This is a genomic window from Antarcticimicrobium sediminis (genome assembly GCF_004348975.1).
Classification (GTDB): Bacteria; Pseudomonadota; Alphaproteobacteria; order Rhodobacterales; family Rhodobacteraceae; genus Antarcticimicrobium; species Antarcticimicrobium sediminis.
In genome coordinates this window covers 25,088-49,922 of sequence record NZ_SMFP01000002.1, presented here as the reverse complement: position 1 = coordinate 49,922, position 24,835 = coordinate 25,088, and the positions used below count along the sequence as shown (strand labels likewise).

Below are 24,835 nucleotides of genomic sequence, written 5' to 3'. Positions count from 1 at the left end.
GTTAGCGGCGCTCGATCAGATAGATCTGCGCCTCGCCCTCCTGCCCGCTGTCGCGCAGCAGGTTGCCGGATTCAGTGCAATAATGCGGTACATCCACCACCGCCGCCGGGTCGGTGGCGACAAGGCGCAGGATCTGCCCCGGTGCCATCCCCATCAGCCGCTTGCGCGCCTTGAGCACCGGCAAGGGGCACAACAGGCCGCGCGCATCGAGTTCGTGATCCCATGTCATGTGACAGAGTTAATCCGCAGCCTGCGCGCTGTCCATCCGTATCGCACCGGGCGCGCGCCAGAAACGGAAACGCCCCCTCCTCCAACTTTTCCACTGCACGCGCCGCCCGCTTTCGGCAATCCGTTTGACTCGCTCTGCGCAGCGCGCTACCCCGGCCGCATCCGTTGGGGTGCCGTCATGGCTGAGAGGCGAAAGCTGACCCATCGAACCTGATCCGGGTCATTCCGGCGGAGGGAACGGAGCAAAGCTGTGGCCACCCATGGCCCAAGACTTTCCGTATCGCGACGCTTTTGGCCCTTGTTCTGAATGGGGGCGTATATGGCTTTTCAGGCGTTGACGATTGCAGGATCCGACAGTGGCGGCGGCGCCGGGATTCAGGCCGATCTCAAGACATTCAGTGCGTTGGGCGTCTATGGCGCCAGCGTGCTGACCGCGATCACCGCGCAAAACACCCGTGCCGTCACGGCGGTGGCTGCGGTCGCGCCGCAGATGATCCGCGCCCAGATGGACGCGGTCTTTGACGATCTGGACATCGGCGCGATCAAGATCGGCATGCTGGGTGAACCAGAGGCGATTGACGCCGTCACCGATGGGCTGGCGCGATGCGCGGCTCCGGTGGTTCTGGACCCGGTGATGGTGGCGAAATCCGGCGATGCGCTATTGGCCGATGACGCGGTTGCAAGCCTGCGCGCCCGACTGCTGCCGCGAGCCGACCTTCTTACCCCGAACCTGCCCGAGGCGGCGCGGTTGCTGGATCTGCCCGAGGCCACGGATGAGGCCGAGATGCTGGAACAGGGCCGCGCGTTGCTGGCCTTGGGGCCGCGCGCGGTGCTTATGAAGGGCGGCCATGGCGACGGGGCGCATTGTGTCGATCTTCTGATCACGCCCGGGGCGGTGCTGCGGCTATCGGCCCCCCGCCACACCACCCGCAACACCCATGGCACCGGCTGCACCCTGTCGGCTGCGATCGCGGCGGGTCTCGCACGTGGCACGCCCCTGCCCGAGGCGGTGCGCGCTGCGCATGCCTATCTGCAAGGGGCCATCGCGGCGGCGGACCAGCTGAACATCGGCGGCGGGCATGGCCCGGTTCATCATTTTCATGCGGAGTGGTCCAATGAGTGACGTCACAATCATCGGCGCAGGGGTCGCGGGCCTCTGGGCGGCGCGGTCCTGTCTTGCCCGCGGTCTGCATCCCCGGGTGATTGACCGGGTCGGACCGCCGGGGCCGCATGGCTGTTCATGGTGGGCCGGCGGAATGCTGGCGCCCGAGTGTGAAAGCGCCACGGCAGAGCCCCCGATCGTGACCCACGGGCGCCAAGCCATTGGGCTTTGGTCAGACGTGACCCACGTGATCAAACAGGGCACGCTGGCCCTTGCGCCGGAACGGGACCGGGGCGAGCTGGACCGTTTTGCCGCGCGCACCGAGGGCAACACCGCCTGTGATGCGGCGGCGATCGCGGCGCTGGAACCTGAGCTGGCCGGGCAGCACCGGCGCGGGGTGTTCTTCGCCGCCGAGGCGCATCTCGATCCGCGACAGGCTTTGACCGATCTGATCCGGACATTGGCCGATGCGGGGGTCGAGGTGGAAACCGGCGCGGTCGAGCCGAAAGACCTGAGCGGCCCGGTCTTGGATTGCCGTGGTCTGGCGGCTCAGGGCGATGTGCCGGGGCTGCGCGGTGTACGCGGCGAGATGGTCGTGCTGCACTCGGATGAAATCCACCTATCGCGCCCGATCCGCCTGCTGCATCCGCGTCACCCGCTGTACGTGGTGCCGCGGGCGAACGGGATATTCATGCTGGGCGCGACGCAGATCGAAAGCGCCGCGCGCGGCCCGATGACCGCGCGCTCGGCGTTGGAATTGCTGTCGGCGGCTTATGCGCTGGACCGGCGCTTTGCCGAGGCCGAGGTCGTCGAAATGGGCGCCGATCTGCGCCCGGCCTTTGCCGACAATGTGCCGCGCGTGCTGCGCCGGGGGCGCGTGCTGCACCTGAACGGGTTGTTCCGGCACGGCTATCTGATGTCGCCCGCTTTGGCCGAACAGGCGGCAGAGGTTCTTGCAACAGGTCACATGGGGGATTTGGTTCATGAAGATTGAAGTCAACGGCGAACAGCAGGCCGTCACCGCAACGCATTTGCATGAGGCGCTGGCCGAACTGGGCTGGGGCGAGGCCCGCGTGGCAACCGCGCTCAACGGCAGCTTTGTTCCCGCCGCAACGCGCGGCGCAACCCAACTGTCACCCGGCGACCGGCTTGAGGTTCTGACCGCGATGCAGGGGGGCTGATCATGCGCGATTTTTATGGTGAGACCTTGCAAACGCCCATGATGCTGGGCACGGCACGCTTTCCCTCACCGACCATGATGGAGGCCGCGTTCCGCTCAAGCGGCGCCTCGGTCGCCACCGTGTCGCTGCGCCGTGAGCGCGGTGCGGGGCAGGCATTTTGGGAGATGGTGCGCGGCCTTGGCGTGCATCTGCTGCCCAACACCGCCGGCTGCCATTCCGCGCGCGAGGCGATCACCACCGCCCAGATGGCGCGTGAATATTTCGGCACCGACTGGATCAAGCTTGAAGTGATCGGACATGCCGACACGCTGCAGCCCGATCCCTTTGGTCTGTTGGAGGCCGCCGAGGCGCTGTGCGCGGATGGTTTCAAAGTGTTTCCCTATACCACCGAAGATCAGGTTCTGGCGGCGCGGCTGATTGATGCCGGCTGCCGGGTGCTGATGCCTTGGGGCGCGCCGATCGGCTCGGGCATGGGGCTGAACAACATCCACGGGCTGCGCACCCTGCGCGCGGCCTTTCCCGATGTGGCCATGGTGGTGGATGCGGGCCTTGGCCTGCCCAGCCACGCGGCACAGGCGATGGAACTGGGGTTCGACGCGATCCTGCTGAACACCGCCGTGGCCGAGGCCGAGGATCCCCCCACCATGGCGCGCGCCTTTGCGCTGGCGGCCGAGGCGGGCGCATTGGCGCGTACCTCCGGGCCGATGATCGCGCGCGACATGGCCGTGCCCTCGACCCCCGTGATCGGAAAGGCCTGGCTATGACCCTGCCCCGTTTCTATCCCGTATTCGACAGCGCCGATTGGGTGGCGCGCGCCGTCCCCCTTGGGGTGCGGCTGGTGCAACTGCGCATCAAGGATCGCCCAAAGGCAGCCCTGCGCGCCGAAATCAGCACCGCGCTGGCCCTGTGCCGCCGCCATTGCGCCGCCCTTGTGGTGAATGATCATTGGCAACTGGCGATCGAACTTGGCGCGGATTGGCTGCATCTGGGGCAGGAAGATCTGGACAGTGCCGACATCGCCGCGATCCGTCGCGCCGGCCTGAAACTGGGAATTTCCACCCATGATCGCGCCGAACTTGACCGCGCGCTGGCCCTGACCCCCGATTATATCGCCTTGGGCCCGGTCTATCCGACCATCCTGAAAAAGATGAAATGGACCGAGCAGGGCCTCGATAAGCTGACCGAGTGGAAAAGCCTGATTGGCGACATCCCGCTTTGCGCCATTGGGGGCATGTCGGTCGAGCGGGCGCCGGGCGCCTTCAAAGCCGGGGCCGATACGGTGGCTGCAGTGACGGATATCACCCTGAACCCGACCCCCGACGCCCGTATCCGCGACTGGCTGACGGTGGCACGATGAGCCGATATGCAAGACAGATCGCCCTGCCCGAGGTCGGTGAGGCCGGACAAAACCGCCTGCGCGCGGCCCGTGTTCTGGTCGCAGGCGCGGGCGGGCTGGGCGTTCCGGTGCTGCAATATCTTGTCGGCGCCGGGGTCGGGACGATCACCCTGATCGACGGTGATCTCGTGGGCGAAAGCAACCTGCACCGCCAGCCCCTGTACCGGCTGCGCGATATCGCACGCCCCAAGGCCGAGGCCGCCGCCGAGGCGCTGGCCGCGCTGAATCCCGACGTCACCGTGCGGCCCTTGGTCGATTGGCTCACCCCCGCCAATGCGCCCGCTCTGGTGGCGCAGGCCGATGTGGTGCTGGATTGCGCCGATACCTTTGCTGTCAGCTTCACCCTGTCTGATGTTGCCTATGCCTCTGGCACGCCGCTCATATCGGCCTCGGCGTTGGGGCTGCGGGGCTATGTCGGCGGGTTTTGCCGCAGCGCGCCGTCCCTGCGCGCCGTGTTCCCTGATCTGCCGCACGGTGCCCCGACCTGCGAAACCGCTGGCGTTCTGGGCCCCGTGGTGGCCGCGATCGGGGCGATACAGGCGCAGATGGCGCTGGCCGTTCTGCTTGATCTGGCCCCCTCGCCGCTGGGCCGGATGATGGTTCTGGATGCCGCCAACTGGCGCAGCTCGGACTTCCGCTTTGAAGACGCCCCCGAACCCGACCGCCCCGCCCCTTTCATCGCCCCGGACCAGATCACCCCTGCCGACATGGTGATTGATCTGCGCCGTGAAAGACCCGCCCCCTTTCGCGCGGACGCACGACACCTCGCCACCGACGCCTTGGCTGATCTGGCCTTGCCCGATCTTGGCACACGGATCGTGCTGGCCTGTCAAACAGGTCTGCGCGCCCATAACGCCGGGACCACCCTGCGCCACCGCTGGGCCGGGGACATCGCGCTTTTGGCGCTGCCCGGCACCTGACCTTTTCCCCCCAACACACACCCCATGACGGAGACAGACGTGAAAAAGATACTCGCAACATGCGCAATGACCCTGCTGGCCACCCCGGTGCTGGCACAGGACCACATGACCGTCATGCTCGACTGGTTCATAAATCCCGATCACGGGCCCATCATTCTGGCCGAAGAGCTGGGCTTTTTCGCTGATGCCGGGCTTGAGGTCGACTTGGTCACCCCCGCCGACCCCAATGATCCGCCGCGCATGGTGGCGGCTGGCAACGTCGATCTTGCCCTCAGCTACCAGCCCGAGTTGCATCTCAACCGCCGCGAAGGGCTGGACGTGGTCCGCGTCGGCACCCTGATCGAGACCCCGCTCACCTGCCTTGTGGTACGGGCCGACGGGCCGGTGCAGTCGGTCGCAGATCTGGCCGGGCGTAAGGTCGGCTTTTCCGTGGCGGGGGTGCAGGAAATGCTGCTGTCGGCCATGTTGGCCCATAGCGGCCTGTCCCCCGAGGACGTCGAACAGATCAATATCGGCTGGTCGATCTCGCCCGCGCTGATGTCCGGACAGGTCGATGGTGTGATCGGGGCCTTTCGCAATTTCGAATTGAACCAGATGGAGATGGAAGGCCACGAAGGGCGCTGTTTCTACCCCGAGGCCGAAGGCGTGCCCGCCTATGACGAGCTGATCTATATCGCGCGCGCCGAGGGGCTGAATCGCGAGTTGATCGCCCGCTTCCTCCACGCGACCGAACGCGCCGCCGCCTACATCCTGAATGATCCCGAAGCCGCCGGGCAGACCTTTTTCGCCACCAGCGCCGAGTTGCGCAACGAGCTGAACACCCGCGCTTGGGCCGATACATGGCCACGCTTTGCCAGCCGCCCCGCCGCCGTCGATCAGGGCCGTTACGCGCGATTCGAGGCGTTTCTGCTTGAGCAAGGGGCCGTGAAAACCCCCATTCCCGCGGCCGATCTGGTGCGCGACGTCACCGCCGACGTTACTGCCGAAGTCGCGCAATGAGCGGGCCGGACTATGGCCGTGCCTTCGCGCTTTGGCGTGCGGGCGCGGCGCAGGATTGGGGCCGCTACACCCACCACGCCTTTGTCGAAGGGCTGCGCGACGGAACCCTGCCACAGGAAAATTACCTGCAGTACCTGCGTCAGGATTACGTGTTCCTGATCCATTTCGCCCGCGCATGGGCGCTGGCGGCGGCCAAGGCCAAGACGCTGGACGAAATGGCCGCGGCCAGCGCCACGGTTCACGCGCTGGTGCATGAGGAAATGCCGCTGCATGTGGAAACCTGCGCCGCGCAGGGCATCGACCGCGCCACGTTGGAGGCAACGCCCGAGGCCCCCGAAAATCTGGCCTATACCCGCTATGTGCTGGAGGCGGGCTATTCCGGCGATTTTCTAGATCTGCTGGCGGCGCTGGCCCCCTGCGTGCTGGGATATGGCGAAATCGGCGCCCGGTTGGCGGGCAACAGCGGTGCCTACTCAGAGTGGTGCGCAACCTATGGCGGGGAAGCGTTTCAGGCCCTGTGCCGGGATGTCGGGGCGTTGATCGATGGCGCGATTTTGCGCCGTCTTGGCCCCGGCTGGGAGGATCTGCCGCGCGCGGGCGAGCTTCAGGCCCGGTTTAGCACGGCGACGCGGCTGGAAATCGGTTTCTGGAGCATGGCCTCTCACCCGGTGGCGGTATGATCGCCCCGGCCATCCATATGGCGGGATCGCTCCACGCCGGGGGCCGGTGCCTGATCGAGGCGTTCGATCTGACTCTCCCCGCAGGTCGGTGGAGCGCGCTTCTGGGGGCGTCCGGTGTCGGCAAGACATCGCTTTTGCGATTGATCGCCGCCCTGCCCTGTGCCGCGCGTCTGGATGGTCGGATCACGGCACAGGACAATGCCGCCATTGCCCCGCGCGTCGCCATGATGGCGCAGGACGATCAGCTTTTGCCCTGGGCCACGGCGCGGGACAATGTCACGATTTGCGCCCGCCTGCGCGGCGAACGCCCGCAGCCAGACCGGGCGGCGGCGCTGCTGGCGGATGTCGGGCTTGCCGGCCATGAGACCCGCAAACCCTCACAGCTCTCTGCCGGGCAGCGCCAGCGCGTCGCCCTCGCACGGACCCTGTATGAGGATCGGGCCATCGTTCTGCTTGACGAGCCGTTCTCGGCGCTGGACGCGATGACGCGCCACACGATGCAGGATCTGGCCGCCGGGCTTCTGAGCGGTCGAACCGTGGTTTTGATCACCCATGACCCCGCCGAGGCGATCCGGCTGGCAGACAGCGCCTGGATCGTGACGCGCACGGGCGTCGATCCCTGTCCACTGCCCCCTACGGCCCCGCCGCGCGCACCAGAAGCCGCAACCACCCTGACCGCGCAGGCCGCGCTTTTGCAGCGGATGCGCCTGCACCTTGCGTCGGAGGCCGCTTGATCGCGCGCGCCGCCCGGGGCCTGTGGCGCGCCGCCGTTCCGGTGCTGGTCACGCTCGCGGTCTGGCAGGCGGTGGTCAGCCTCAGCGGTGTGCCTCGCTTTATCCTGCCCGGCCCCGGTCTTGTCGCCCAGTCCTTGTGGGACAATGCCGCGCTGATTTGGCAAAACACGCTTTGGTCCGCATCCAACCTTGGCCTTGGCCTTGTGATCGGGATCGCCTTGGGCGTTGAAACGGCCTTGCTGCTGGCGCTGTCGCGGCGCGCCCGCTGGCTGCTGCGCCCGATGCTGGTACTGGCGCAGGCCATTCCAGCATTTGCGCTGGCCCCGGTGATAACGCTCTGGCTGGGCTATGGCATGCCGTCCAAGATCGTGACGATCGCGCTTGTGACCTATTTCCCGATTGCCTCGGCGCTGTTTGACCGGCTGATGAGCCTGCCTGCGGGGCTGAGCGACCTGTCACGCCTGTCCGGGGCCGGGCGCTGGCGCGAAACCCTGCTGCTGCGCTTGCCGCATGCGGTGCCGGGGCTGCTTTCGGGCCTGCGGCTGGCGGCGGTCTATGGTCCGCTGGCGGTGCTGATCGGAGAATGGGTCGGGGCCTCACAAGGTTTGGGGCATCTGATGTTGATGTCAAACGGCCGCGGTCAGACCGCCCTGATGTTCGCGGCTTTGATCGCGCTCTCCGGCCTTTCCCTGAGCCTTTGGATCGCTGTCGAGGCCCTTTCCCGATGGTCTGAAAAGCGGCTTTCGTTTGCCTGAACCGCTGACGAACTCGTTTCCTTGAGGATGACACAACCAGCCTTGGACGGGGTACTCCGGGCCGTCCCAGCCCTCAGATGACGACCTTGATCCCGGCGCGGCGAAACGGCTCCAACTGCGCCGGGGATGAACTATTGTCGGCGACCAGCGTTCCGATCTGGCCAATCTCGCAGAACCGGACCCGGCTGAGCGTGGCTTGCTTGGTGTGATCAACCAGCAAGACCGTCTCGGCCGCGTTTTCGATCATCGCGCCCGCGACATCCGCCTCAAGCAGTTCATAGGAAAACGCGCCCTTTTCCGCATGCAGCCCGACCGGCGCGATAAAGGCCATGTCGACCTGAAAGCGGCGGATCTCTGACACCGTGAGTTCGCCATAGGTGCCCGGCACATCATTAACCAGCCGCCCCCCCAGCAGCACCAGATTGATCCCGGTGTTGGCGGCCTGCACCGTCGTTGCGATTTCAATCGAATTGGTCACGACCATGATGCCGGAAAGTTTCACCAACTCTTGCGCAAAAATCGACGTGGTGCTGCCGGCGTCCACGAACAGCGAGGCGCCGGGTTTGATCAGGGACACCGCCTTGCGGGCAATGTCGCGCTTGGCCCGTGTCTGGCTTTGCCTGCGTTTCTCAAAAGGCGCCTCGACACTGGTATCGGGCAGCACAACACCGCCGTGAACACGCTGGACCAGCCCGGCAAGCTCAAGATCCACCAGATCCCGGCGCACGGTTTCGCGTGAAACGCCCAGAATGCTCACCAGATCATTGGCGCTGACCCGCCCGCTGACCTCAAGCATCGACAGGATGCGTTGGTGACGATCCTTGGACCACATCGGTTCAGCCTTTCGCCGGGCGCGTCTGGCCCCGCCCCATCACTGCCAACACGGCTTTCATCCCGATCAGGGCGGCACAGACCACGGCCATCACCACGGTCGAGAACGCCGCCGCCTGTGATGTCAGCCCGGCATCATCCAGCCGCATGATCGTCACGGCGGCCACGTTCAGTTTCGGTGTGGTCAGGAACACCACCGCCGAAAGCGTCACCATGGAGCGCATGAACAGGAAGAAGAACACCGACACCAGCATCGGCGCGATGAAGGGGGCCACCACATTGACGGCCACCTTACCCAACCCGGCGCCAAGGCTCCCGGCGGCCTCTTCAAGCGCGGGTGGAAGTTGCCGGAACCCGGTCTGCAGAGTCAGAAAGGCCTGCGTGTGATAGTGATAGAAGTTGATGATCGCGATCAGCGCCGCCGTTCCATACAGCAGATACAGCGGCGTTGCCGTCGAATTGAACGTCAGGATATAGGCCAGCCCCAGCACCATCCCCGGCACCGCCGCCGGCATCGCCGCCAGAACCTGAAGCGGCTGCGCCAGCGCGGATGGAACCCGGCGCAGGCCAAGCCCCAGCAGAAACACCGCCAGCGTGCCCCCCGCTGCCGCCATCAGGGATATGACGATCGTCATCCAAAGCGAGCCATAACCGCCCGCAAGGGTGATGTTATAGTGCCGCGTGGTGAGCTCGAAGTTATACGGCCAGAGCCGCACGAAACTGGCAAAAACCACGATGGCGATCACGGCAGCGATCAGCACCGCGATCAGGAAATTGATAGCTGCCATCGGCAGGTCGCGAACCGGCGTAAACTGCGGAACGAAGGGCTGGCTGTTGGTCCCCTGCTGGCCCTTCTGCCGCTTCATCGCCTGCCGTTCGATGGCATAGGACGCGACCGTGGGCAGCAGCAGCATGATGCCCACGACCGCCCCCATGTTGAAATTGCGCTGGCCGACGACCTGTGAATAGATCTCGGTTGCCAGAACCGAATAATCGCCCCCGATGACGGCGGCATTGCCGAAATCGGTGATCGTGATGGTGAACACCACGAAGGCGGCATTCAAAAGGCCAAGACGCACCGCAGGCAGGGTCAGATCCCGGAACTGCCGGGACGGGCTGGCGCCCATGATCTCGGCGGCCTCATAGGTGCGGGCATCCAGCAGAACCAGCGCGGCGCCGATGATCATCACCGCTTGTGGCAGCGCATAAAGCGTGTTGGCGATCAACAACCCCCAGAAGCCATAGATATCCATCTCCAGCCCGAAAAAGCGGTTCACCAACCCGTTGCGCCCCAACAGGAAGATCAGGCCCAGCGCCTGCACCAAAGACGGCGCAAGCAACGGCAGCACGATCGCCGCCCGGATCAGCCATTTGCCCCGGAACGCACAGCGGTGCAGCCCATGCGCAATGACGAAGCCCAACAGCACGCTCAGCACCGTCGTGCCCCCGCCCATCGCCATCGAATGCCATGTCGCGCGCCAGAACCCCTTTGACGCCAGCACCTCGCCGTAATTGCCCAGCCCATAGGTGCCGTCCGCAACGGTGATCGAGCGCAGGAACACGATGGCCATCGGGTACAGAAAGAACAGCAGCAGCCCCAGAACCGGAAGACCGACGCAAAACGCCGTCAAAACCCGATCCCCGTCCAGACCGCGTTTTGTGTGCGCTGTCGCGGGGGTGGCTTGGCGTGTCGGCATCACGCGACCGGCCCTGCCGGGTCATTGCGCACCCAGGTGCAGGCCTGCGCCGGAATCTCCAGCGTCACCGCATCGCCTTCGTTGCATTTGGCTTGGCCATGGGTTTCCACCAGCACGGGCCCAAGCGGCCCATCGGTTTCAATCCGTCTGAGGTTGCCGAGAAAGCCGATGGAGCGCACGGTTTGCGTCCCGGCGGGCGCGGCGGTGATGGTGATTTCCTCAGGACGAATACAGGCCGAATAGGCGTCCTCCGGTCCATCCGGCCGATGTGCCATCAGATCGGGAAGAACCGCACGGATCCGGTCGGTGGGGATGATATTGCTGCGGCCCATGAAATCGGCCACGAAACGGGTCACCGGGTGATTGTACAGCTCTTCCGGCGTTCCGGTCTGCACCACCGTTCCATGGTTCATGCAGATGATCTTGTCGGCCAGTTCAAGCGCCTCTTCCTGATCATGCGTCACCATCAAGGTCGGAATGCCAAGCGCCCGCTGCAACTGTCGGATCTCGCCGCGCAGCTCGGCCCGGACCTTGGCATCCAGCGCCGAAAGCGGTTCATCAAGCAGCAAGGCGCGCGGGTCCACCGCAATGGCGCGGGCCAGCGCGATGCGCTGTTGCTGGCCCCCCGACAACTGGCCGGGCAATTTGTCGGCCAGTTGTGGCAACTTGACCATCTCGAGAAGATCCCGCACCCGCGCGGAAATCTGGTCTGACGGCACGTTTCGGATCTTCAGCCCATAGCCGATATTGGCCGCGACCGTCATGTTGGGGAACAACGAATAGGATTGAAAGACGATCCCGAACCCCCGCTTGCGCGCGGGCAGGCCCAACAGGGATTGATCCTCCAGAAGCACCTCGCCCTCGTCGATATCGGTCAGCCCGGCAATCAGCCGCAGCAAGGTCGTCTTGCCGCATCCGCTCGGGCCCAACAGGCACACAAACTCGCCCTTCTCGATCGAAATGGACACATCGTCCAATGCGGTGAAGGGGCCATAGCGTTTGGTGACATTTCGGACGGTCAGATACATGGGGGTGCGGTTCCGGGCTGTGGGGTGTCTTGGCCTTTGCCCGCGAGCACGGTCGCGCGCAAAGAAACCGACGGCGCGCGGAACCAAGCCCCGCGCGCCAATGATCAGCCGATCAACGGCCGAATTTTTCTTTCCAGGTCGCCTTGATGGCGTTCTGCCCTGCCGCCGACTTCACAAAGTCCACATCGGCCAGAACGGTGCTGATATCCGCTGGCAAACCGGCCTTTTCCGCAGCCGCCGACGCCCCGACACCGGGGATGGTGATCAGCGCCTTGTACTGGCGATACAGGTCGATCGCCTCTTCCGACATCGTCCAATCCAGGAAGGCCTTGGCATCGTCCTTGTTGTCGCTGCTGGACATCAGGCCCGAGGCTTCCAGCTCATAGCCGACGCCGCCTTCGGGGAACACCATGGCCAGCGGATAGCCTTCTTCGATCGACTGCATCGCGGTGAAGGCCAGCGAAATGCCGACCGTGTATTCACCAGTGCGCGCCGATTTACACGGTTTCGACCCCGAAGAGGTATATTGCGCCATATTGGGATCGACCGCCGCCAGTTGCGCCCAGCCGGCCTCTTCGCCCAGCGTTTGCAGAACCGCGTTCACATGCAGATACCCGGTCCCCGAAGAATTCGGATCCGGCATCAGGATCTCGCCCTTGAACGCCGGGTCTTCCAGATCCTTCCAGCTTTTGGGCATCGGCAGGCCCTTCTGCTCCAGCCGCGCGGTGTTCACGCAGAACGCGCCCATATAACCGACCGGCGCGAACCAGCGACCATCGGCATCGCGAAAGGCGTCGCCCAGAACCTCGGACCCTTTGGCCGCGTAGGGTTCCAGCATATCCAGAATCTGCGGGTCCATCATCGCCGTGACGGCCCAGCCCCAGATCACGTCCGCCTGCGGATTGCCCGCCTCGGCCAAGATACGCGCGCCCAGCTTGCCGGTGGACAGACGCAGAATATTCAGCTCGACGTCCGGCATCGTCGCCTGCGCCGCCGCCGCATAGGCCGCGATCTCTTCTTCTTCCAGCGCGGTGTAAACCGTGATCTCGCCCGCCACGGCAGCCGAGGCCGCCGCAAGCGCAAGCAGCGAGGCGGAAACAGCAAAAATATGATTTTTCATTGTCGATCTCCATGTTGAATTTTCACCGACAGACACAAGTCCACCGGATCGCTTCAGGCCTTCTGGCGTGCCTGCGCCCTGCCCGGCACTGCGCCCTGCCGCAGTGCGACGTTTGGGGTTATTTGTGTATTCTTGCATTTTTTGGGGTTCTGTCTACTACTATTTCCACATGCCCCCGGTTGCCGGAGCAAAATGAGCCCGCTGAGGAAAAAATATGCACACACCCATGGAAACACCGGAAACCGACCCCTTGGCAGTGTTCGCGCGCGCGCTGGCCGAGAGCGCTACGCCGATGGCACTCAGCTATTTCCGGACGCCTCTGGATATTGAAAAGAAAGAAGATTTATCGCCCGTCACCAAGGCGGACAGATCCATCGAAAGCGCCATGCGCGCGCAAATCATCGACAGATTCCCCGGTCATGGCATCTATGGCGAGGAACACGGCAGTTCCAAGCTCGACAGCCCGAACATCTGGGTTCTGGACCCGATCGACGGGACCAAAAGCTTTATCACCGGGATGCCGGCCTTTGGCACGTTGGTGGCCCATCTGGAGCATGGAAAACCGACCATCGGGGTCATCTCCATCCCCCCCACCGGCGAAATCTGGGTCGGTCAGACAGGTGCCGCGACACAATTTTGCGGCCAAGGTTGCCGAACCAGCGGCTGCACCCGGCTCGCCGACGCGCGGCTCTACACCACATCGCCGGACAGCTTTGACGCGGAGGGGCTGGCCATTTTCGACCGGATCAGCGCCCGCGCGGCGATGCGCCGTTTTGGCGGCGATTGCTACACTTACGGGCTGCTGGCCTCGGGCCATGTGGATGCAGTGGTCGAGATGGACCTGCAACCCTATGACTATCTTGCGCTTGTGCCGGTGATCGAAGGTGCGGGCGGGGTCATCACCGATTGGAACGGCGCGCCGCTGGGCCTCGACTCATCAGGCCGGGTGGTGGCGGCAGCAACGCCCGAGCTTCACGCCGAAATCCTGTCGATGACGCGGGGCTAAGGCCGCGCAGGCTTGACCGGGCTTGCCCAGCGGGTCAATGATCTGGCCCGCCGCCCCACCCGTTGTTGATCGACTTCAACAGCCAACACAAAAGACCGGTTTCGTCCCCCGAAGGCGGCCTGTTCCGGCATTTGCGCGTCGTGACATTCCCCCGCGCCCTGCCTAGGTTGCCCACAAAGCAGACTCAGGAAAGGGCCCACGATGTTCGACCTTCTCATCCGCAATGCAACGCTTCCCGACGGTCGCAGCGGCATCGACATCGGCGTGCGCAACGGGCGTATTGCAGCGGTGGAACCGGGGATCGCGGCCGAGGCGGGCGAGGTGATCGACGCCGCTGGGCAGTTGGTCAGCCCGCCTTTCGTGGACCCGCATTTTCACATGGACGCCACCCTGTCGCTGGGGCTGCCGCGGATGAATGTCTCGGGCACGCTGCTGGAGGGCATCGCCCTTTGGGGCGAATTGCGCCCGACCCTGACGCATGAGGCTTTGGTCGAGCGCGCGATGCGCTATTGTGATCTGGCGGTGTCAAAGGGTTTGCTGGCGATCCGCAGCCATGTCGACGTTTCCGATCCCCGCCTTGTCACCGCCGAGGCGATGCTGGACGTGCGTGAGCGCGTCGCCCCCTATATCGACCTGCAACTCGTCGCCTTTCCGCAAGACGGCTATTATCGCGGCCCGGATGCCGAGGCCGCGCTGACCCGCGCGCTCGACATGGGCGTGGACATCGTCGGTGGCATCCCGCATTTCGAACGCACGATGGCCGATGGCGCCCGCTCAGTCGAGGCGCTGTGCCGTATCGCTGCCGAACGTGGGCTGATGGTCGACATGCATTGCGACGAATCCGACGACCCGCTGTCGCGCCATGTCGAAAGTCTCGCCGCCGAGACCGTGCGATTTGGGCTTCAGGGGCGGGTGACCGGTTCGCATCTGACCTCGATGCATTCGATGGACAACTATTATGTCTCGAAGCTGATCCCGCTGATGGCCGAGGCCGATCTGCGGGTGATCCCGAACCCGCTGATCAACATGATGCTGCAAGGCCGGCACGACAGCTATCCCAAGCGGCGCGGATTGACCCGGATCCCGCAATTGATGGAGGCCGGGCTGACCGTAGGATTTGGCCAGGATTGTGTGCTGGATCCGTGGTATTCGATGGGCACGGGCGATCTGCTCGACGTGGCGCATATGGCGATGCATGCGACCCAGATGGGATCGGGCGCGGACAAGCGCGCGCTGTTCGATGCGGTGACGGTGAATTCAGCCAAGATCATGGGGCTGGACGGCTATGGGCTGGAGGTCGGCTGCAATGCCGACATGGTGATCCTTCAGGCCAAAGACCCGGCCGAGGCGATCCGCCTGCGTCCGCATCGGCTGAAAGTGATCCGCCGCGGCAAGCTGCTGGCCGAGATCGCGCCCGAAGTCAGCCGCCTGTCGCTGGATGGTCGCCCCGCACGGGTCGATCCCGCCGATTACGCGCCGCGCCATGCGTCTTGACCAAATGGTCAGGAACCGCCCATTTACGCGGCACTCCGACGGTGTCCCCGGTTGTGATGTTAACAACCAGCCTTGACAGCCGCCTGTGCGCACGTGCCGATAAGGAAGTCGCTGCCACGCAGCCATGAGAATGTCCGGCAAGGATCGGACCGAAAGAGGGAGTTACGAAAATGACACGCATCCTGATGAACCGTCGCCGTCTGCTTGGCACCGGAACCGCACTTGGCGCGGCCGCGCTTTTCGCGCCTGCGCTGCGCGCGCAATCCGCCCCTGTGAAGGTGGCAGGCATCCACGCCTCGCCGGTTGAAAACGCCTGGAACTCGGTCCTGCATGCCGCGATGGTGGCCGCCGATGCCGAAGGCGCTATCGAGTACAGCTTCTCCGAAGGGGTCTCGGGCACCGATTATCCGCGCGCGATGCGGGAATATGCCGAGGCCGGCAATGTTCTGATCGTCGGCGAATCCTACGCGGTCGAGCGCGAGGCGCGCACCGTGGCGGCCGATTATCCCGACACCGCCTTCCTGATGGGCTCCTCCGGCGAAGCCTCGGGCGACAATTTCGGCGTCTATGGCACCTGGAACTGGGAGGCGGCCTATCTTGGCGGCATGCTGGCGGGCGCGATGACCAAGACCGGCACCGTCGGCTCGGTCGGCGCGATCCCGATCCCCGAGGTCAACATGTTGATCAACGGCTTTGCTGCTGGCGTCAAGGCGGTGAACCCCGAGGCGAAACATCTGGTCAGCTTCATCGGCACTTTCTTCGATCCGCCCAAGGCGCGCGAGGCCGGTCTGGCGCAGATCGACAGCGGCGCGGATATCCTGTTTGGCGAACGAATCGGCACCGCCGACGCCGCACAGGAACGTGGCATCAAGGCGATCGGGTCGCTGATCGACTATACGCCGCGCTATCCCAAAACCGTCTTTGCCAACGCGCTGTGGTCGTTCCGCCCGCTGCTGAACGCGGCACTGGCCGACGCGGCATCAGGCAATCCGGTGGGCAAGAATTATACCCCGCTCAGCCTGATGAAAGACGGCGGCAGCGACATCAGCTATGTCGAAGCCGAGGTTCCCGCCGAGGCGGTCGCCAAGATGCTGGAAGTGCGCGCCGCCATCATGGCGGGCGAATTTGAGGTGCCGCGCAACTTTGACGAGCCGGCCTGATAACGTGCCCGAAACGGCAGTGTCGCGCGCCCAAGTGGCGCGCGACATGATAAAAGACACCGGCGCCCCCAGCGATGCCCCGAGCGATGCGATCAGCCTTGCCGCGGCCATTGCCGGGGGCGCACTGACCCCGGATGAGGCGATGCACCGCGCCCGGACCCGCGCCGCGCAGGTGGCGGATCTGGGCGCGCTCAGCTGGCTCGCGCCGGAAGACGCCGCGCTGCCTAATGGCGCGACCACGGGGCCGTTTGCCGGGGTGCCGCTGCTGATCAAGGATCTGGGTGGCCCCTTCGCCGGCATTCCCATGCGCGCGGGGTCGGCGGCGCTGGCCGATAACACAGCAGAGGCAGACAGCGATCTTGCCGTGCGCTTTCGCGCTGCGGGCTTCCATCCCTTTGGCGCGACGACCGTTCCGGAATTCGGCCTGTCGCTGTCAAGCGAACCGGCCATCGGCCCGATCTGCCGCAACCCGCTCGACCCATCGCGTAGCGCCGGGGGCTCTTCGGGCGGCAGCGCGGCGGCGGTGGCGGCGGGGATCGTACCGCTGGCCCACGCGACGGATGCGGGCGGCTCGATCCGGGTGCCGGCGGCGGCCTGCGGGCTGGTTGGGCTGAAACCCTCGCGCGGGGCGATTCCGGGCGGACCGGGCTTTGGCAACCATCTGGGCGGGATCGCCAGCGAATTCGCGGTGACGCGAACAATCCGCGATGCACGCGCGCTTTGGCCGCTGCTGACCGGGGCTACGCGCGGCCCCTTCCCGGACCTGCATCCCCTGCCGGAACAGGGGCGCTTTACCATCGGGTTTGTCAGCGACACCAAGGGGATCGCGCCCGAACGTGCCGCCGCCCTTGACGATGCTGCCGGGACATTGGCGGCGGCGGGGCATCTGCTGCACCCGGTTGCGGCGACCGACCTAGACGAGATCCGCCGGATCAGCGCGCAAGCCTTTGATCGGATCATATCGAGCAATCTGGCCAGCTTGGCGCAGACCGGGCTGGACCTTGCGCGCTGCGAACCGCTGACCCAAGCCTTTGCCGCACGCGGGCAGCGGCTTACCGCGACGCAACTCTGGACCTCGCTTGAGGCCTCGGTCTTGGCGGCCCATGCGCTGTGGCGGCTGTTTGACAGGGTGGACGTGCTGCTGTTGCCGATGCTGTCACAGGCACCGCCCAAGCTCGGGGCGTTTCCCACAGATCACCGCGACCCCGAAGCCCAGCTTGCCAGAATGGACGCGCTTGCGCCCTATGCGACGCTGGCCAATATCACCGGCGCCCCGGCGCTGACGCTGGCCTTTGGTGCCGACGCCGAAGGGCTGCCGCTGCCGGTGCAGATGATCGCCCCCATCGGCGGCGATCTGCGGCTGTTGGCGCTTGGTGCTGAATTGGAGCGCGAAGCCCGCTGGCAGCATCCGTTCCCGCTTTTCGGAGATGACGCATGACCCGGGTTCTGGAACTTGAGCATATTACCAAACGTTTCGGCACGGTCACCGCCAACGAGGATGTCTCGCTGCATCTGGAACAAGGCGAGATCGTCGCGCTTTTGGGCGAAAACGGGGCCGGCAAGACGACGCTGATGTCGATCCTTTTTGGCCACTACACCGCCGACGTGGGCACGGTGCGGGTCAACGGCGCGGAACTGCCGCCGGGTAAATCGCGCGCAGCGATCCGGGCGGGCGTCGGCATGGTGCACCAGCATTTCGCCCTCGCCCCGAACCTGAGCGTGCTGGAAAACGTCATGACCGGCACCGAGCCGCTGTGGAAGCTGCGCTCGGACCGGGCGGCAGGGCGGGCCAAGCTGCTGGAGCTGTCGCAGCGGTTCGGGCTGGCGGTGGACCCGGAGGCGCGGATTGCCGACCTGTCGGTGGGCGAATGCCAGCGGGTCGAGATCCTCAAGGCGTTGTATAACGACGCGGAGGTGCTGATCCTGGATGAGCCCACCGCGGTGCTGACGGCGCAGGAGGCCGAAAGCCTGTTCGCCACGCTGCGCGAGATGGCCGCCAAGGGGCTGTCGCTGATCTTTATCAGCCACAAGCTGCACGAGGTCATGTCGGCCTCGGATCGGGTGGTGGTGTTGCGCGCAGGCAAGGTGGTGGCCGAACGCGCGACCAAGGCGACCTCGAAAGAAGAGCTGGCCGAACTGATGGTGGGACGCGCGGTGAAACGCCCCGAACGCCCCCCTGCCCGCCCCGGCGCGGTGCTGCTGGAAGCGGTCGATGTCACGCTGGGCGGCAAGGGCGGTGCCTCGCTGCTGGGGATAAGCTTCAAGCTGCATGCGGGCGAGACACTGGGCATCATCGGTGTCTCGGGCAACGGGCAGACGACGCTGGCGGGATTGGTTTCCGGCCTGTACCCGCCCGACGGTGGCGCGCTGCTGGTCAAGGGCCAGACGCCCGCGCGCCATGACGTGCCCCACGCCATCGCTGCCGGCATCGGGCGCATCCCCGAAGACCGCAATGTCGAAGGCACGATCGGCGACATGAGCACCTGGGAAAACGCGGTGCTGGAACGGATCTGGTCGCCGGAGTTTTCATCGCGCGGCGTGGTCAAACGCGCCGCCTCCAAAGCCGCGACCGAGGCGATCCTGCGCGATTATGACGTGCGTGGTGCCACCGTGGACGGGCGCATCCGGCTGTTGTCCGGCGGCAATATGCAAAAGCTGATCCTTGGCCGGGTGCTGACGGCGGGGCCTGACATTCTGGTCGCGGCGCAACCCAGCCGAGGTCTGGACGAGGGCGCCATCGCCGGGGTGCATGAACGCCTGCTGGACGCGCGCGGGCGTGGTGCCGGGGTGCTGCTGATCTCCGAGGATCTGGACGAGGTGATCGCGCTGTCGGACCGGATCCGGGCCATCGTCGGCGGCCGCTTGTCGCCCGCGATCCCGGCAGAGCGGGCGAATGCGCAGCTTTTGGGCCTGATGATGGCGGGCGACTGGAGCGCGGCGGAACAGATCGAGGCAGAGGCACCCCCCCATGAGATTTGAACGACGCGAGCATCCCTCGACCACGTTGAACCTGTTGGCACCGCTGGGCGCGGTGCTGGCGGCGCTGATCGTTGCCGGGCTGCTGATCGCCATCGCGGGCGCCAATGTATTCGAGGCCTACGGGCTGATCCTGAAGGGGGCTTTTGGCTCTCGCCTTGGGTTTTCCGAGACGCTGACGCGGGCGACGCCGCTGATCCTGACCGGGCTGGCTGCCGCCGTGGCCTTTCGCGCCCGGCTTTGGAACATCGGCGCCGAGGGGCAATTCTATGTCGGGGCGCTGGCCGTGGCCGCCTTTGGCATGATCCCGGCGGTGGCCGGGTTGCCGGCACCGCTGGCGATTGTACTTTGCCTTGGCGTCGGGGCCGTGGCGGGGATGATCCTGCTGCTGCTGCCGCTTGGCCTGCGGCTGAAATTCGGGGTCGATGAGGTCGTCACCAGCCTGTTGCTGAACTTTATCGCGGTGCTGTTCGTGTCGATGATGATCGAAGGCGCGATGAAGGACCCGCTGGCCTTTGGCTGGCCGCAATCGGTGCCGGTGCCCGACAATGCCGTCTTGCCGAAACTGATGGCGCGGACGCGGTTGCACGCCGGTCTTTTGATCGCGCTGGCCATGGCGGTGGCGGTCTGGTGGCTGCAGGCGCGCACGGTGTTTGGCATGCGCGCGCGCGCCGCCGGGCTCAGCCCGCGCGCCGCCGCTTTCGCCGGGGTGCCGCTGGGGCGCACGCTGGTGGCGGTGGCCTGTCTCTCGGGCGGGCTTGCCGGGCTCGCCGGCGCGATCGAGGTCATGGGGGTCAAGGGCTATGTCACCACAGATCTGTCGCCCAGCTATGGCTATTCCGGCATCGTCATCGCCATGCTGGCGAACCTGAACCCAATCGGGGTGATCGGAGCGGCGCTGTTTTCGGCGGTGATGTTCGTGGGCGCGGATTCGATGTCGCGCGCGCTTGGCATCCCGTCCTACATCGCCGATGTCACCGTCGCCCTGTCGCTGCTGACCATGCTGGTGGCGCTGTTCCTCACCCAGTACAGGATAAGCAGATGAGCCTTCTTTTCGATATCCTCAGCTCTGTCGGCATGTGGGAAGCGGTGCTGCGCATCGCGACGCCGCTGATCTTTGGCACGCTGGGGGTGCTGCTGTGCGAACGGGTCGGGGTGCTGAACCTCGGGATCGAAGGGATCATGACCTTTGGCGCGATGGTCGGTTGGCTGACGGTCTATTCCGGCGGCAACCTCTGGCTTGGCCTGCTGGCGGCGGCGGCGGGCGGTGCACTGTTTGGGCTGTTGCACGGGGTGCTGACGGCACTGCTGGGGCTCAGCCAGCACGTGACCGGCCTTGGCATCACGTTGTTCGCGTCAAGCTTTTCCTATTTCGTGTTCCGGCTGGCGGTGCCCACGGCCTCCTCCCCCCCCACGGTAGAGCCGTTCCGGGCCTATCCGGTACCGGTCCTGTCCGAGATCCCGTTTCTGGGGCCGGTGCTGTTCAACCAGACCGCCCCCACCTATCTAGCGCTAGGGCTGGTGGCGGTGCTGGCCTATGTGCTGTACCGCACCCCGCTTGGGTTGGCGATCCGCATGACGGGCGAGAACCCGCACGCGGTGGATGCGCAGGGGATCGATCCGATCCGGTTGCGCATCGGCACCATCATGGCCGGGTCGGCCCTGATGGGGGTCGGCGGAGCGTTTCTGACGCTGGCCGCGTTCAATTCGTTCTTTCCGACCATGGTACAGGGGCGCGGCTGGATCTGTGTCGCGCTCGTGGTCTTTGCACTTTGGCAGCCCGGTCGGGCGCTTTTGGGGGCGCTGCTGTTTGCCTTTTTCGACGCCTTCCAATTGCGGCTTCAAACCGTGGTCGACGGGGTGCCTTATCAGCTGTTCCTGATGCTGCCCTATGTGCTGTCGATCGTGGCGCTGATCGTCATGGCGCGGCGCGCCCGGGTGCCACAGGCGTTGATGCAGCCCTATCGCCGTGGCGAACGCTAGCAGCCCCTTCCCGAGGGATCAGAGTGAAGCGCGCCGGTTTGGCTTATGCCGCGCGCTCAGCCCCACCGCAAATGGTCGCAAATTCCGACCAGCTTCAGACCCGCGAATTGGCTTTTGAGGGTTTCGCCAGCTTTCGTCACATTGGCGGCCAGATTCATGTCGGGAAACGCCTCGGCGTGGATCCCGCCGGCAACAAAATAAGCATCAAACCCGTTGTCTGCGGCCCCTTTGATATCGGTTGGCATCCCGTCGCCGACCGCCAGCAATCGGGGTTTCGGAATCTCCTTGCCCGCAAGCGCGGCCGCCTTTTTCAGCGCTTCGTCGTATATTTCAGCCTGCGGTTTCCCGGCATAGATCACGGTACCTCCCAGTTGGGCATAGCGCTGCGCAATCGAACCGGCACAGATGACCATTCGCGGGCCGCTGCGGACCAGCAAATCCGGGTTTGCGCAGATCATTGTCACCGCGTTGTCGCGCATCTGCACAAGACAGGGATGATAGACATCCACCGTTTCTATGTCGTCATCGAGCGGGCCGGTCAAAAGGCAGATCTTGGCGTCCTTCATGGCGACGATCGGATTTGTCAGCCCCTCCAGAACCGAACGATCCCGCGCCGGGCCAAAGTGAAACAGGGGCGCGTCAGGTTGGCTCGCAACCAGAATTCCGGTGACGTCGCCAGAGGTCAGGATGGTATCGAACGCCGCACGCGGAACACCGAAACGTGCAAGCTGCGGATAGACGTCCTTGGATAAACGCGGCGCATTGGTGATCAATATGACAAAACGGCCGCTGGCACGGACCCGGCACAATGCGTCGACGGCATCGCCGAAGGCGGCAACGCCGTTGTGCAGAACGCCCCAGATATCGCACAGCAGACCATCGTAATGATCGACGAGTTTGCAAAGCGGGGTCAGCCCGTTTGCTGTGTCCAAGGTCTGGGGGGATGTTTCCATGAGATGTCTTGGGCTAGCCCCCTACACCCCCTTGGTCAAGGAGAACCTCTTGCGGGGCAAAGCAGGCTGCGATGACCCCGAACTGAAACCATTTCTTGCTATCCGCCGGGTTTGTCTATACAGGTTTGCAGTCTGGCGTCCCTTCAAAACGCAAGACCAAAACGCACGACGGTTTTTCCAAAGTCAATCGCAGCACATCAGGATCTCTGACCTTGCTGCCGGAATTTTCGGTCAAGATCCAACGCCGCCCCGTCTCTCTGCGCGTTGGCTCTCTCTTGCGACCCGCGAATTTGTTAGACTTTACCGCATGGCCGGTCAGACGCTGAATTCCGGCGCATGATGCCGACTGATCCAAATCCATTGCAGGGATCAGCCGTCTTTTTTCTATTTCTGCAAGCGTTCAATTTTCGAACGACACCTCGATCGCCACCCTTGGTGGCCGCGCTTTTCAATAGCCACCACGCGTGGCTGTGCTTTCGAACTCGATTTGTGCCCTCTCGATGTCCCTGCGCGAGCCTCGTGCGCGGACGTATCATGGGCGTGCAGACCTCATGACCCCGGTCATGGTGTCGTTGGAGCATGACCAAATTTTGGATAAATTTCTGCTTTTCACCCCCGGCCCTGTGAATGTGGCCGAGACCCTGCGCCTTGCGATCAGCAAGGAGGACATCTGTCACCGCGAACCTGATTTCGATGCCCTGCTTGGCAGCATCGAACACAAACTGATCTCGCTTTTTCAGATCAGAAACCGCGCGCGCTATCGCGCTGTGGTGATCACCGGGTCCGGGACCGCGGCCAATGAGGCCATCCTGTCCTCGGTCGTGGGAAAGGGCGCGATCCTGATCCTGTCGAATGGCGAGTTTGGCGGGCGGTTGCACAAGATCTCTTTGATCCACAACAAGAAAACCCACCTGATCAACATGCCCTGGGGAACGCCGTTCGATCTGACGCAGATTGCCACATATCTGGCGACCCACAAGATTGATGTCGTGGCGATGGCCCATCACGAGACCTGTTCCGGCATGTTGAATCCGCTCGCGGAAATCGGCGCCTTGGCCAAGGCCAATGGCGCGCTGTTCGTGGTCGATGGGGTCAGTTCCGTCGGCGCGGAAGGGATCGACATGGAGGCGTGCAACATCGCCTTCGTGTCCAGTTCCAGTTCCAAGGCCATAGGCTCCTATCCCGGTCTGTCGTTTGTCGTCGGGCGCAAGAAGCACTTCAAACGGCTAAAACGACACGCGGCGAAAACCACCTATCTGAACCTCGCGACCTTCTACGCCTTCCTGAAAGATCACAGCCAGACGCCCAATACGCCTGCGGTTCCGCTGTTTTTTGCGCTTGAGCAGGCGCTGATCGACATTCTGCGCGAAGGCGTGACGAAACGGTTTGCCCGCATCAAGGCCCGCGCGGATCTGTTGCGCGACGGGATGCGCCGGCTCAACCTCGACTTTCTGATCGAGGAAGCGGACATGTGTTCGATCCTGACCACGGTGCGCATGCCGCCGTCGATGTCTGTTCGCGATCTGCGCGACCGACTGCGCGAGAAGTCCATCATCATATATGAGGGCAAAGGGTGCTTCGCCGGCAAGGTCTTTCAGGTCGGCAATATCGGCGAGCTGTCCGACTATGACATCCGCTTTTTCCTTGCCGCGCTCAAGGACGTGTTGCTGACATTGCAGGCCGACGCGGCAGATCTGGTTGCACCGGTCCGGCCGATGGGGGCGAACCTGCTCATGCCCCCCTCCTCCGACCGCATGCAGGTCAAGGTGGTGGTATGACAGGCAAGTTAAAACAGCTTTGGGCCACCAAAACCCGCGATGATGAATGGTGGTCGTCGTTCGTCACGTCCCCGCTCGCCATCGTTGCCAATTATGGCGCGGTCGAGCTTGCGTCGTTGACGCCGAACCGCATAACCGCGGCGTCGTTTCTGGTCGCTGTGGTGGCAACGCTCGGGATTCTTGTCGGGGGAACCGGCTGGTTCATCGCGGCGGCTGTCCTGATCAACCTGAGCCACATCCTTGATTGCATGGATGGGCAAATGGCGCGCTATCGCAAGGTGTCATCGCCCATTGGCAGCTATTACGACCGCCTGACCGACCAAATACAGGTCGCGCTTTGGTTCGGGGCCACCGGATACGCCGCCTATGCGCAAACAGGCAGCGCAACCCCGGTTTTTCTCGCCATGATCGGCATCGCCTTCTACGGCTTGCGCGGCTACACCAAATACGTCGCGCTTGAGATCGAAACCGCGCGTGACCCAGAATACCCCGCCAAGATGGCGCAGCTGAGACAGGCTGAAACCACAGCGGGCCTGGGCTTTGGATTTCGGGCAAACTGGGCGTGGTTTTTGAGAGAGCAAAGCAAGATACTTGCCTTTGATGAAGGGGTGTTCATCTTCATGCTGTCTTTCGCCCTCGTGTTTGATCAACTCCTCCCCATGCTTTGGATATTTGCGGCAAGCCAGATTTTCTGGGGCCTCTACAGGTCATGGCTCCGGGGGAAAAATATCGGAGAAAACCGAAAGATTTTCCTCCAGAAATAGCCCCCCCCTCGCAACGGTATGCCAAGGATAGAATGATATGAGATATGAAT

At 64.3% G+C, this 24,835-nt stretch carries 25 protein-coding genes and 1 riboswitch; of the genes, 19 read left to right on the top strand and 6 right to left on the bottom strand.

The annotated features are described in order from the left end of the window. Position 1: 1 nt before the first annotated feature. The gene (locus E1B25_RS03525; protein WP_132827298.1) at positions 2–229 is read right to left on the bottom strand and encodes a sulfurtransferase TusA family protein; all 228 of its coding nucleotides are present in this window, start codon (positions 227–229) and stop codon (positions 2–4) included. A gap of 155 nt (positions 230–384) precedes the next feature. Continuing rightward, positions 385–482: riboswitch (TPP riboswitch) on the top strand. Positions 483–547: 65 nt separating this feature from the next. On the opposite strand from E1B25_RS03525, the gene thiD reads away from it, so the two are divergent. From thiD to E1B25_RS03475, 10 genes are all read left to right on the top strand, one after another. Then, positions 548–1,351 carry a bifunctional hydroxymethylpyrimidine kinase/phosphomethylpyrimidine kinase gene (gene thiD / locus E1B25_RS03520; protein ID WP_132827699.1) on the top strand — a complete coding sequence of 268 codons (804 nt, stop codon included), beginning with the start codon at positions 548–550 and terminating at the stop codon, positions 1,349–1,351. After that, a complete protein-coding gene (locus E1B25_RS03515; RefSeq protein ID WP_132827297.1) occupies positions 1,344–2,324 on the top strand; it encodes an FAD-dependent oxidoreductase in 981 nt (326 codons plus the stop codon). The genes thiD and E1B25_RS03515 overlap by 8 nt, the downstream gene beginning before the upstream one ends. Then, positions 2,314–2,511 carry a sulfur carrier protein ThiS gene (gene thiS / locus E1B25_RS03510; RefSeq protein ID WP_132827296.1) on the top strand — a complete coding sequence of 66 codons (198 nt, stop codon included), beginning with the start codon at positions 2,314–2,316 and terminating at the stop codon, positions 2,509–2,511. Before E1B25_RS03515 ends, thiS begins: the two co-directional genes overlap by 11 nt. A gap of 2 nt (positions 2,512–2,513) precedes the next feature. After that, on the top strand, positions 2,514–3,275 hold the full coding sequence (locus E1B25_RS03505) for a thiazole synthase (protein WP_132827295.1): 762 nt from the start codon (positions 2,514–2,516) through the stop codon (positions 3,273–3,275). Continuing rightward, positions 3,272–3,868, top strand: a complete 597-nt coding sequence (locus E1B25_RS03500; protein WP_132827294.1) for a thiamine phosphate synthase — start codon at positions 3,272–3,274, stop codon at positions 3,866–3,868. Before E1B25_RS03505 ends, E1B25_RS03500 begins: the two co-directional genes overlap by 4 nt. After that, a complete protein-coding gene (locus tag E1B25_RS03495) occupies positions 3,865–4,827 on the top strand; it encodes a HesA/MoeB/ThiF family protein (protein WP_132827293.1) in 963 nt (320 codons plus the stop codon). The genes E1B25_RS03500 and E1B25_RS03495 overlap by 4 nt, the downstream gene beginning before the upstream one ends. A 66-nt stretch (positions 4,828–4,893) precedes the next feature. After that, positions 4,894–5,826: an ABC transporter substrate-binding protein gene (locus tag E1B25_RS03490; RefSeq protein WP_245510603.1), complete on the top strand. Its 933-nt coding sequence runs from the start codon at positions 4,894–4,896 to the stop codon at positions 5,824–5,826. After that, positions 5,823–6,506 (top strand): TenA family protein, encoded by a 684-nt coding sequence (locus E1B25_RS03485; RefSeq protein ID WP_132827291.1) that lies wholly within the window; start codon positions 5,823–5,825, stop codon positions 6,504–6,506. The genes E1B25_RS03490 and E1B25_RS03485 overlap by 4 nt, the downstream gene beginning before the upstream one ends. After that, positions 6,503–7,240 carry an ABC transporter ATP-binding protein gene (locus E1B25_RS03480; protein WP_132827290.1) on the top strand — a complete coding sequence of 246 codons (738 nt, stop codon included), beginning with the start codon at positions 6,503–6,505 and terminating at the stop codon, positions 7,238–7,240. Before E1B25_RS03485 ends, E1B25_RS03480 begins: the two co-directional genes overlap by 4 nt. Further along, complete coding sequence (locus E1B25_RS03475) at positions 7,240–7,995, top strand: ABC transporter permease (RefSeq protein ID WP_425358920.1); 756 nt, start codon at positions 7,240–7,242, stop codon at positions 7,993–7,995. The genes E1B25_RS03480 and E1B25_RS03475 overlap by 1 nt, the downstream gene beginning before the upstream one ends. Positions 7,996–8,068: 73 nt before the next feature. Here the strand turns inward: E1B25_RS03475 and E1B25_RS03470 are convergent, their stop codons facing one another. The 4 genes from E1B25_RS03470 to E1B25_RS03455 all read right to left on the bottom strand — a co-directional run bounded on the left by E1B25_RS03470 (position 8,069) and on the right by E1B25_RS03455 (position 12,671). Further along, complete coding sequence (locus tag E1B25_RS03470) at positions 8,069–8,827, bottom strand: DeoR/GlpR family DNA-binding transcription regulator (protein ID WP_132827288.1); 759 nt, start codon at positions 8,825–8,827, stop codon at positions 8,069–8,071. 4 nt (positions 8,828–8,831) lie between these two features. Further along, positions 8,832–10,523, bottom strand: coding sequence for an ABC transporter permease subunit (locus tag E1B25_RS03465; protein WP_132827287.1), 1,692 nt, complete (start codon positions 10,521–10,523; stop codon positions 8,832–8,834). Continuing rightward, positions 10,523–11,551, bottom strand: coding sequence for an ABC transporter ATP-binding protein (locus E1B25_RS03460; protein ID WP_132827286.1), 1,029 nt, complete (start codon positions 11,549–11,551; stop codon positions 10,523–10,525). The genes E1B25_RS03465 and E1B25_RS03460 overlap by 1 nt, the downstream gene beginning before the upstream one ends. A gap of 112 nt (positions 11,552–11,663) precedes the next feature. After that, a complete protein-coding gene (locus tag E1B25_RS03455; RefSeq protein ID WP_132827285.1) occupies positions 11,664–12,671 on the bottom strand; it encodes an ABC transporter substrate-binding protein in 1,008 nt (335 codons plus the stop codon). Between the two features lie 214 nt (positions 12,672–12,885). On the opposite strand from E1B25_RS03455, the gene E1B25_RS03450 reads away from it, so the two are divergent. The 7 genes from E1B25_RS03450 (at position 12,886) to E1B25_RS03420 (ending at position 21,290) form a co-directional block, all read left to right on the top strand. After that, on the top strand, positions 12,886–13,677 hold the full coding sequence (locus tag E1B25_RS03450) for an inositol monophosphatase family protein (protein WP_132827284.1): 792 nt from the start codon (positions 12,886–12,888) through the stop codon (positions 13,675–13,677). A gap of 201 nt (positions 13,678–13,878) precedes the next feature. Next, positions 13,879–15,171 carry an amidohydrolase family protein gene (locus tag E1B25_RS03445; RefSeq protein ID WP_132827283.1) on the top strand — a complete coding sequence of 431 codons (1,293 nt, stop codon included), beginning with the start codon at positions 13,879–13,881 and terminating at the stop codon, positions 15,169–15,171. Positions 15,172–15,341: 170 nt separating this feature from the next. Beyond that, complete coding sequence (locus E1B25_RS03440) at positions 15,342–16,331, top strand: BMP family protein (protein WP_132827282.1); 990 nt, start codon at positions 15,342–15,344, stop codon at positions 16,329–16,331. A 46-nt stretch (positions 16,332–16,377) separates the two neighbouring features. Then, on the top strand, positions 16,378–17,769 hold the full coding sequence (locus E1B25_RS03435; RefSeq protein ID WP_132827281.1) for an amidase: 1,392 nt from the start codon (positions 16,378–16,380) through the stop codon (positions 17,767–17,769). Continuing rightward, entirely contained in the window at positions 17,766–19,310 is a 1,545-nt protein-coding gene (locus E1B25_RS03430) for an ABC transporter ATP-binding protein (protein ID WP_132827280.1), read from the top strand. The genes E1B25_RS03435 and E1B25_RS03430 overlap by 4 nt, the downstream gene beginning before the upstream one ends. Continuing rightward, on the top strand, positions 19,300–20,352 hold the full coding sequence (locus tag E1B25_RS03425) for an ABC transporter permease (protein ID WP_132827279.1): 1,053 nt from the start codon (positions 19,300–19,302) through the stop codon (positions 20,350–20,352). The genes E1B25_RS03430 and E1B25_RS03425 overlap by 11 nt, the downstream gene beginning before the upstream one ends. Continuing rightward, the gene (locus E1B25_RS03420; protein ID WP_132827278.1) at positions 20,349–21,290 is read left to right on the top strand and encodes an ABC transporter permease; all 942 of its coding nucleotides are present in this window, start codon (positions 20,349–20,351) and stop codon (positions 21,288–21,290) included. Before E1B25_RS03425 ends, E1B25_RS03420 begins: the two co-directional genes overlap by 4 nt. Positions 21,291–21,346: 56 nt before the next feature. Here the strand turns inward: E1B25_RS03420 and E1B25_RS03415 are convergent, their stop codons facing one another. Next, entirely contained in the window at positions 21,347–22,222 is an 876-nt protein-coding gene (locus E1B25_RS03415) for a TIGR01459 family HAD-type hydrolase (RefSeq protein ID WP_165937543.1), read from the bottom strand. A 611-nt stretch (positions 22,223–22,833) separates the two neighbouring features. Between E1B25_RS03415 and E1B25_RS03410 the strand changes: the two genes are divergently transcribed. Together E1B25_RS03410 and E1B25_RS03405 are read left to right on the top strand one after the other, a co-directional pair. Next, positions 22,834–24,021, top strand: a complete 1,188-nt coding sequence (locus tag E1B25_RS03410) for a pyridoxal-phosphate-dependent aminotransferase family protein (RefSeq protein WP_245510602.1) — start codon at positions 22,834–22,836, stop codon at positions 24,019–24,021. Beyond that, complete coding sequence (locus E1B25_RS03405) at positions 24,018–24,785, top strand: CDP-alcohol phosphatidyltransferase family protein (protein WP_132827276.1); 768 nt, start codon at positions 24,018–24,020, stop codon at positions 24,783–24,785. Before E1B25_RS03410 ends, E1B25_RS03405 begins: the two co-directional genes overlap by 4 nt. Positions 24,786–24,835 lie beyond the last annotated feature (50 nt).